Origin of the sequence: Dactylosporangium sp. CA-233914 (assembly GCF_050942935.1) — a bacterium.
In the GTDB taxonomy this organism is placed as follows: domain Bacteria; phylum Actinomycetota; class Actinomycetes; order Mycobacteriales; family Micromonosporaceae; genus Dactylosporangium.
This window is the reverse complement of sequence record NZ_CP192030.1, coordinates 1,444,358-1,453,185: the sequence shown is the minus strand read 5'-3', so window position 1 is coordinate 1,453,185 and position 8,828 is coordinate 1,444,358. Positions and strand designations below refer to the sequence as shown.

Sequence of the window (8,828 nt, the reverse complement as noted above, 5' to 3'; positions counted from 1 at the left end):
CGGTGGGGCCGCGCTACTTCTTGAACCACTCGGCGGTGAGATCGTCGATGTCGACGACGCCCTGGACGCCCTCGCGGACCTGCTCCCCGAGCTTGGACACGGCGATGACCATGCTCTCGCCGCCCTCCAGCACGCTGGTGGCCGGCGGGTTGTCGCCCTCCAGGTAGTTCTTGTTGAAGTTCTTGCCGGGGTCGTCGTCACCCCAGGGCTTGGAGACGTTGAGCTCGTCGATGCGCGCGCGCAGGGTCCGCCACTTCGTGAGCATCGTGTCGCCGACGTTGGTCATCTGCGACGCGCCGCTGAGGGCCTCGGTGGGGTTGACCGCGGTGTTGTCGGCTGTCATCGCTTCTCCTTCTCCACGTCGAGCAGACCCAGTTCGGAGTCGAGCTTGTGGGTCATGCCCTCGAGATCGAACGACAGGTGAGCCTGGATGTCAGCTTCGGGCATGTATGGCTTGCACGCCTCCGTGACCTGCTGCATGGCGTCCTGCGTCGCCGCCTGGATCGTCTTCATGATCGACGAGGCGAGCTGGCGCGAGTCGGGCCGGCGGTAGACGCGCGCGTCGATGTCGAGGCGGATGAGCTGCCCGCGCGGCCCGACGACAGCGGTGATGAACCCGTCGTCCGACTTGGCCGTGGCCGTGATCGACTGGAGCTGCTGCTGGAGCGTCTTCATGCCGCCGCGCAGCCGGTCGAGCTCGCCGAGCAGCTCGTCTGCGCGCGCCTGGAGCGCACGGTTGTCCAAGGTGCCCTCCCCGTCGCAAGCCGTCCAACCGTACGATACTCAACAACGGCAATACGTCACCAGTACGAATCGATGCGTAGAGGGGCCACGACGTGCAGCGCAAGCGTTGGTTCGCCGCCATCGCCGCGCTCGCCGCCGCGGTTTCGACGCTTGGGGTGCCCGCCCGCGCGACCGCCGGCCCGCCGCCGGCCGGGGTGTGCAACAACCCCGCCAAACCGGGCGATGTGGTCAAGGACACGCCCTGGCCCCAGCAGGCCTTCGGCGCCCAGCGCATCTGGCCGACCACGACCGGCGCCGGCATCACCGTCGCGGTCGTCGACTCCGGCGTCGACAACGCCCACCCGCAGCTCGCGGGGCAGGTGCTGCCCGGCTTCGACTTCCTGCGCAACGCGGCCGGCGCGGACTTCGACTGCACCTCGCACGGCACGGCCGTGGCCAGCCTCATCGCCGCCAAGCATGTCAACGGCGTCGGCTTCGAGGGCCTGGCCCAGGGCGTGAAGATCCTGCCGATCCGGGTGTCGGACCACGAGGAGGGCACCAACGGCGAGGCCGTGACGCCCGACGTGTTCGCCAAGGCGATCCGTTACGCCGCGGACCAGAACGCCCGGATCATCAACATCTCGCTGAGCCTCGACGCCGACTACCCCGTGGTCGCGCAGGCGGTCGACTACGCGATCAATACCAAGGGCTGCCTGGTCGTCGCCGCGGTCGGCAACCATCACGTCACCGCGCAGCAGAGCCCGCCGTCGATCGGCTCGGCGAAGAATCCGATCCCCTCCGACCCGGCGTCGTACCCGGCCGGCTACCCGGGCGTCCTGGGCGTCGCGGCCGTCAACCAGGACGGCACCCGCGTCGACGAGTCCCAGGTCGGCCCCTACGTCGACATCGCCGCCCCCGGCAACCTCGTGCTCGGCGCGACCCGGGTGAGCGGCCACCAGTACTGGAAGGGCACGAGCTTCGCGGCCCCGATCGTCAGCGGCGCCGCGGCCCTGGTGTGGGCGTCGCAGCCGAACCTCAAGAACTCCGACGTCTCCTGGCGGCTGCAGGTGACGGCGGACCGCATGGCCGGCGCGGGGCGCAGCAACGAGTTCGGGTACGGCATGGTCGACCCCTATCGCGCCGTCTTCGAGCGCCCGTCGAAGGACGAGGCCGTGAGCCCCACGCCGATCCCGCCCGCCGCGACGGATCCGGCCGCGGCCGCCCGGCTGAGCCGCTGGCAGACCGCGGGGCGCATCGCTCTGATCGCGGGTCTGGCGGTGCTGCTGGCCGCGCTGGTCATCTTCGCCCTCCGCGCCGCGGTCCGCCGCGGCCGGGTGCGCGCCTGGCGCCCGGGCGAGGTTCGCGAGGCCCCGCGCCCGCAGCGCGACCCGGACATCGAGCCGGAGGACGTGTTCTTCGCCCTGCCGAACCGCTCCCGCACCGACTGACCGAGCCGCCCCCGCCCCCGCGACACGCACGGACGTCAACGGCTCTGCGTGACGCGGGGTCGGCCGGCTGGTGGGGAGTGGCCGCCGGGGAAGTTCCCGGCGGCCACGGTCTTCGGTCAGTGCCTCAGTTCAGGAGCGGCCCAGCGCCGGGCCCTGCTCGGTCGGGGGCGGAGGCACGTGCGGCGTGTCGATGACGCCCTGGTTGGGGCGCTCGAGTGCCCACAGCTCGTCCTCCCCCGCCTCGGCCTCGGGGCCGTAGTCGGCTCGCTGGTCGCGCCGCTGCCCGGAATGCTGCCGGGCTTGCGGCCCGAACGGCGAATCGCCGGCGCCGCCGCGGCCGCGCAGGGTCGGGGCGCGGCCCTCGCCCTCGGGCACGGGGCCGGTCGGGCGTTTCAGGCCGCCGCGGCCCTCCAGGGCCGGGCGCTGCGCCTGGCGGTTGAACGCCTCCTGCTCCTCGATCGGCAGGCCGGGCGCGCGGCGTCCGGCGAGGCGCTCGCCGGGGGCGCCGGCACCGCGGGCGCCGGGCGGCATGCCGCGCCCGCCCAGGCGCTCGTTCTCCGGGCCCACGTGGCCGGCGGGTCCGCCGCCGCGGCGGCCGCCCAGGCGGGGCGGCTGCGGACTGCGGGGCAGGCCCGAGCGGGGCATCTCCTCGCGCAGGTCGGGGCCGTGGACGCCGCCGGGCAGGCGGCCCTTGGCACCGCGCAGGTTGGGGTTGCCGCGGCCGGGGGTATCGGCGGGCGGGCACCGCCGGCGCCGGGTGGCGGGCGCAGGCCGGAGAGGTTCGGCCGGCCGGGCAGCTGTGGACGCGTGCCGCCGGGGCCCAGCCGCGAGCTGGCCTCGGCCGGGTCAAGACCGGCCAGTCCGCCGCGCGGGTTGGGGCCGCCCGGGAATCCGGGCAGGCCCGGCAGGCCGGGCAGGCCGGGCAGTTGCGGTGTGGGGCCGGTGACCGGCGGGCCGGGCAGGTGCAGCTCCGGCAGGGGCGGCAGCGGCGGCGCGACGGCGCCACCGGCGAGGGTCAGCGCGTGGTCCGGGTCGTAGCCGGGCAGGCCGAGGCGGGCGAGCTGGGCCTGCAGCTGGGCCTGGGTGTTCGGCGGGTCGACCTTCGGGAAGCTCGGCGGGGGCAGGATCGGCGGCGGGGGGAGGCTGCCGCCGGGGCCGCCGGGGTTGATCGTCGGCTGCTTGGCCATGGCCGCGTTGGTCGGGCCCTTGTACCGCGTGCCCCAGGTCAGGTAGTTGAAGTACACCAGCAGATAGGTGTCGGCGAGGTCCTTGATGTGCGGCTTGATCTGCTCGGTGTAGTGCTTGATCAGCCGCTTCTTGCGGTCGTCGTCCTTCTCCTTCTGCCCTCCCCGGCCGCGCGGCGGCTTGAAGTCGCTGCCCTCGACGCTGCCCGGATGGTTGATCGCCAGCACGTACTCGTTCCAGACCGTGAGCGCCCGCTTCTGGTCGAAGGCGATGGTGCTTGCGAGCACGTCGAGGCCGGTCGCGTTGGTCTGCGCGACCTCTTTCCACTCGTCGATCGAGGACAGCGAGGCGCCGATCTCGCGCAGGAAAACCTTGGACGCGTCCGAGTTCCACTTGGAGGCGAGCTCGTCGGTGTAGCGGCGCAGGTTGCTGCTGGTGTTGTCCAGCAGGTTGTAGACCCGGCGCCACATGTCCGCGAGCGCGGTCGCGCGGGCGTCCGAGTCGATCTGGATCCACGGCCACATCATCTCGATGGTCGTGGACTCCGCGTCCCATTCGGTGGGCTGGTACTCCACGATGCCCATCGCGGAGGAGTAGTCGTCGTACTGCGACACGCTCGGCGGAAGCTGGTACGGCACGTATCCGTAATACTGGTCCGTCATCTGGTCCCCCGCCTCACTTGTTCTTCAACGGATCTTCGGGGGCGCCCATCATGTCCGACTGGTTGCCGTACACCGTGTAGGCACCGTCGCCCTCGCCGACCGTGAAGCCCTGGTCCCAGTTGTTGAAGTACGTCGAGCCCGGGTCGCTCGCCGTCGCGGGGTCGGTCTGCATGCGGTGCTCGGCCGCGTTCGCCGAGCCGGTGAAGGGCTGATCGGTGGTCTCCGGCTCGTTGGACTTCACCTGGTCCTGCAGCGTGGGGCGCCCGTCGGAGGGCCAGAACACGTCGTAGACGTCGTCGACGGAGGCCTTGCCCAGGTCGTCGCCGCCCAGGTACTCGTAGTAGATCCCCAGCGACGCCTGCACGATCGCATTGAGGCTGAACGAGACGTCCTTGAGCAGTTCGCCGACCGCGTTGACGGCCTTGAGGTGCGTCCCGCGATACAGCTTGCCCTCACCGAAGCCCGCGAAGGTCGACTGGACCTTGGTCATGGGCACGACGCCGCTCTTGAGGTTGGTGTTGAAGTCCTCGACCTCCTTGCCGACCAGCATGACGTAGTCCTTGAGACTCGCCACGTTGACCTGGATCGGCGAATGGTCGACCGGTCTCCATGTGTCGTGACCCGGCAGGTCCTGCGTGTTGTAGTCGTCCCTCATGAGCCCTCCCCGCCGGCCGAGATCCAACCGAATCGAACGTACTCAATCGTACTAAACAATCGCCACCCGAAACCGGGTTCATCAGGCCGGAGGCGGCCGCCAGGCGAGCTGGACCAGTCGTCCGCCCTCCTTGCGCGTCACGTAGTACCCCCGCCCGGGCGGCTGATGCGACGAGCGCACGTTGCCCAGCAGCGCTCCCTCGTCGCGCTCGCCGGACAGCAGCACGCCGGGCGAGCCGAGCTCCCGCAGCCGCATCAGCACCGGCTCGTAGAGTGCGCGGCTGGCGCCACCCGTGCGCCGGGTCAGAATCAGGTGCAGGCCCACGTCGCGGGCCTGGCTGAGGAACTCCAGCAGCGGCGTGATCGGGTTCGTGCTGCCCCCGGCGACCAGGTCGTAGTCGTCGACGAGGACGTACAGCTCCGGCCCCTTCCACCAGCTGCGGGTGCGCAGCTGCTCGATCGTCACGTCCGGCCCGGGCAGCCGGCTCTTGAGCACCGACACGACCTCGGTCATGATCGTCTGCGCCGTCTGGGCGGACGTACCGCTGCCGATGAGATGCTTGCTGTCGAACGCGCCGAGCAGGCTGCGCCGGTAGTCGACCACGATCATGCGAGCCTCGTTGAGCTCGTAGCGGTCGATGAGCGACTGGCCGAAGGCCCGCAGGAACGAGCTCTTGCCCGACGACGAGTCGCCGAAGAGCAGGAAGTGCGGGTCCGCGTCGAAGTCCACCCAGACCGGGCGCAGGTCCGCCTCGGCGATGCCGATCGGGATGCCGGAGCGCTCACGGTCGGTGACCGGCAGGCTCTCGTACGGCAGCGTCGAGGGCAGCAGCCGCACGGGCGGTGCGCCCGCCGCGGGCCAGGCCTGGCGGATCTCCGCGACCAGCTTCTCGACGCCGTCGGACAGGTCGTCGGCCGTCTCCTGCCCGTCGACGCGCGGCAGGGCGCCGAGGAACTGCAGGCCGCCGGGGACGATGCCGCGGCCCGGGGTGCGGTCGGGCACGTTCATCGCCGCCCGCCGGTCGACCTGCGAGTCGCTGGGATCACCCAGCCGCAGCTCGATGCGGCTGCCGAAGAGGTCGCGGATCGCGGGCCGGACGTCGTTCCAGCGGGTCGCCGAGGCGATCACGTGGACGCCGTACGTCAGGCCGCGGTTGGTCAGCTCGTTGATCGGCCCCTCGAGGTCCTCGAAGTCGGAGCGGATCGTCGACCAGCCGTCGATGACCAGGAACACGTCGCCGAACGGGTCGTCGGTGTACTGCCCCGCGCGGCGGGCGCGGCGGTAGGTCGCCATCGAGTCGACCGCCGCCGCGGCGAAGCGCCGCTCACGCTCGGCGAGCAGGACGTAGAGCTCCGCGACGGTACGCCGGACCGCGCCCGGGTCCAGGCGCGTGGCGACGCCGCCGACGTGCGGCACCTCCCGCAGCGAGCCGAGCGCGCCACCGCCGAAGTCCAGGCAGTAGAACTGCGCCTCGCGCGGGGTGTGCGACAGCGCCAGGCTCAGAATCAGGCTGCGCAGAACCGTGCTCTTGCCACTGCCCGGGCCGCCGACGACGACCGCGTGCCCGGCCGAGCCCGCGAGCTCCCACCAGACCGGGTCGCGGCGCTGATCGAGCGGGCGGTCGACGATGCCGATCACCGCGTGCAGGCTGCCCTGCAGCTCGGGGACCCCGACGGTCAGGCCGCGCTCGGGGTCGGCCGCGCGCGAGGGCAGCAGCGTGTCGAGGGTGGGCGGCTCGGCCAGCGGCGGCAGCCACACCTGGTGGGCCGGCATGCCCTTGCCACGCATCCGGTCGACGAGGATGTCGAGCATGCTCTCGCCGACCGCGTTCTCCTCCTCCTTGACGACCACCGGCTCCTCGGTCACCGGCGGCGCGACGTACGCGCTGACGTAGTCGCGCACGACCGGCCCGCCCCCGGAGGCGGCCAGGGCGACGGCGGTGTCGCGGCGGTACACCCCGGAGACGTACGCGGCCCGGAAGCGCCGCAGCGGCTCGGTGCCGAAGCGCAGGTAGCCGTGGCCGGGCGAGCGGGGCAGCTCGAACGCGGCGACGTCGCCCAGGACGATGCGGCTCTCCACGGCCGAGAAGGTCCGCAGGCCGATGCGGTACGACAGGTGGGTGTCCAGACCCCGCAGGCGCCCCTCCTCCAGGCGCTGCGAGGCCAGCAGAAGGTGTACTCCCAGTGAGCGCCCGACCCGCCCGATCTGCACGAACATGTCGATGAAGTCCGGCTTGGCGGTGAGCAGCTCGCTGAACTCGTCGCAGATGATGAGCAGGCTCGGCAGCGGCTGCAGCGGCGCGCCGGCCGTGCGGGCCTTCTCGTAGTCGCGCTGGCTGGCATACATGCCCGCCTTGCGCAGCAGCTCCTGCCGGCGCAGCAGCTCGCCGTTGATGGCGTCGGTCATGCGGTCGACCAGCGGCAGCTCGTCCTCGAGGTTGGTGATGACCGCGCTGGTGTGCGGCAGCACGTCGAGCTTGGTGAAGGTCGCGCCGCCCTTGAAGTCGATGAGCACGAAGTTGAGCAGCTCCGAGCTGTGCGTGACGGCCAGCGCCAGCACCAGCGTGCGCAGCAGCTCGGACTTGCCGGAGCCGGTGGCGCCGATGAGCAGGCCGTGCGGGCCCATGCCGTCCTGCGCCGACTCCTTGAGGTCGAGCTCGACCATGGTGCCGTCCGGCGACCAGCCGATCGGCACGCGCAGCCGGTCGCGCTGCGGCCGCGGCACCCAGTGCCGGAGCGGGTCGTAGTCCTCCGGCGAGCCGATCTCCAGCAGGTCCGCCAGGTCGATGGTGCCGGTCGTACGCTGCTCGGTGCGCGAGGCGGCCGACAGGCGCAGCGGCGAGAGCTGCAGCGCCAGGCCCTCCATCTCGGCCAGGCTGAGCCTGTCCGCCTTGCCGACCTCGGCCTTGCCCTCGAAGGTGCTGCTGGACAGCGTGCCGTCGGCCTCGATGGTCAGCACCAGCGCCGTCTGGTCGAGCAGCCGCGGCGGCGGGGTCGACAGGTCCAGGACCGTGACGCCCTCGACGCCGCCCTCCGTCATGAGATGGTCGGAGCCGAGCACGTCGCCGCCGTCGAGCACGACGATGAGGTGCGCGCCGCCGCTGCGGTCCGCGCTGCCGACCGGGTTGAACCGCGGCCGGTTGCCCAGCACGTCGTCGAGCATGGCCTCCAGGCCGGGCACGTTGGGCGAGACCAGCCGCAGCTGCCCGAGCGCGTCGTTGCGGTTGGGATGCATCGCGTGCGGCAGCCACTTGGCCCACTCCCACAGGCCCGTGCCGGCGGGGCCGACGCAGGCGGCGACGAGCAGGTCGTCGGGCGAGTGGAAGGTCGCGGCCTGGGCGATGATCGCGCGGGCCAGGGCCCGGGTCTGCTCGGGCTCGCCCTGGATGTAGACCCGGGCGAAGCCGTCGAGCGCCATCACGATGGGCAGGTCCTCGACGGTCGCATACGTCGTGAGGAACCGCCGCAGCGCGACCGCGCACATCGGGTCGAGGTCCTCCAGCGGCTTGCTCGCCGGCGGCACCAGCGGGGTCGCGAGGTCCTGGGGTCCGAGCGCGATGCGCACCATGCCGAAGTCGGCGTCGCCGGGCCGCCGCTCCCACAGCCGCTGGCCGGCCGGGATCGACCACAGGGCGTCCGGGTCGGGGTAGCGGTACAGCTGCGTCGCCCTCTGCTTCTGACCGGCCCGCCGCACCTGCCGGCGGCGCTGGGCGAGATGGCGCATGTAGTTGCGCCGGGCCAGCAGCATCTCCTGGCGGCCGGGGCCCGCGTGCTGGCCGAACTGGGAGGCGAGCATGCCGATCGCGGACAGGCCGAACATCGCGCCGGTCATGTAGGCCAGGGGACCGCCGCGCTGCCCGGCGAACATCAGCGCCATCGAGCCGGACCCGGCCAGCATCGGGATCATCATGAGCATCTGCGCCCAGCCCTTGCCGGTGGGCGGCGGCACTTCGGGCGGCGGCTCCAGCAGCACCTCGCCCGAGGGATACTCGGGCTCGGCCCGCCGCGAGGGCCTGCGGCGCACGACAGTGCTCACTCGAGCTCATCCTCCCCGTCGAACCCGTTCGATGCCCGGACGCTCTCTTCGGCCCGGCACCAGGACACATGCTAACCAGAGGGCTGCTAGGTTGGGCACTCTCGATGAGGCGCAGAGGAC

7 protein-coding genes are annotated in these 8,828 nt (G+C 72.0%); 1 reads left to right on the top strand and 6 read right to left on the bottom strand.

The window, feature by feature from the left end; translation table 11 throughout:
* Positions 1 to 13: 13 nt before the first annotated feature.
* Both ACQPY0_RS06670 and ACQPY0_RS06665 read right to left on the bottom strand, forming a co-directional pair.
* Entirely contained in the window at positions 14 to 343 is a 330-nt protein-coding gene (locus ACQPY0_RS06670; RefSeq protein WP_432985977.1) for a hypothetical protein, read from the bottom strand.
* Positions 340 to 744: a YbaB/EbfC family nucleoid-associated protein gene (locus ACQPY0_RS06665; protein WP_432985975.1), complete on the bottom strand. Its 405-nt coding sequence runs from the start codon at positions 742 to 744 to the stop codon at positions 340 to 342. The genes ACQPY0_RS06670 and ACQPY0_RS06665 overlap by 4 nt, the downstream gene beginning before the upstream one ends.
* 92 nt (positions 745 to 836) lie before the next feature.
* Between ACQPY0_RS06665 and mycP the strand changes: the two genes are divergently transcribed.
* Complete coding sequence (gene mycP / locus ACQPY0_RS06660) at positions 837 to 2,171, top strand: type VII secretion-associated serine protease mycosin (RefSeq protein ID WP_432985973.1); 1,335 nt, start codon at positions 837 to 839, stop codon at positions 2,169 to 2,171.
* Between the two features lie 129 nt (positions 2,172 to 2,300).
* Here mycP and ACQPY0_RS06655 read toward each other — a convergent pair whose 3' ends face one another.
* The 4 genes from ACQPY0_RS06655 to eccCa all read right to left on the bottom strand — a co-directional run bounded on the left by ACQPY0_RS06655 (position 2,301) and on the right by eccCa (position 8,708).
* Positions 2,301 to 2,546: a hypothetical protein gene (locus tag ACQPY0_RS06655; RefSeq protein WP_432985972.1), complete on the bottom strand. Its 246-nt coding sequence runs from the start codon at positions 2,544 to 2,546 to the stop codon at positions 2,301 to 2,303.
* Positions 2,547 to 2,563: 17 nt separating this feature from the next.
* Positions 2,564 to 4,018, bottom strand: a complete 1,455-nt coding sequence (locus tag ACQPY0_RS06650) for a hypothetical protein (protein WP_432985970.1) — start codon at positions 4,016 to 4,018, stop codon at positions 2,564 to 2,566.
* Positions 4,019 to 4,031: 13 nt separating this feature from the next.
* A complete protein-coding gene (locus ACQPY0_RS06645; protein WP_432985968.1) occupies positions 4,032 to 4,673 on the bottom strand; it encodes a hypothetical protein in 642 nt (213 codons plus the stop codon).
* A gap of 81 nt (positions 4,674 to 4,754) precedes the next feature.
* Positions 4,755 to 8,708 carry a type VII secretion protein EccCa gene (gene eccCa, locus ACQPY0_RS06640; RefSeq protein WP_432985966.1) on the bottom strand — a complete coding sequence of 1,318 codons (3,954 nt, stop codon included), beginning with the start codon at positions 8,706 to 8,708 and terminating at the stop codon, positions 4,755 to 4,757.
* Positions 8,709 to 8,828 lie beyond the last annotated feature (120 nt).

Bases quoted from the DNA above. Each gene is read 5' to 3' on its own strand.
- ACQPY0_RS06670 (WP_432985977.1), bottom strand. From the start codon at position 343: ATGACAGCCGACAACACCGCGGTCAACCCCACCGAGGCCCTCAGCGGC.
- ACQPY0_RS06650 (WP_432985970.1), bottom strand. From the start codon at position 4,018: ATGACGGACCAGTATTACGGATACGTGCCGTACCAGCTTCCGCCGAGC.
- ACQPY0_RS06645 (WP_432985968.1), bottom strand. From the start codon at position 4,673: ATGAGGGACGACTACAACACGCAGGACCTGCCGGGTCACGACACATGG.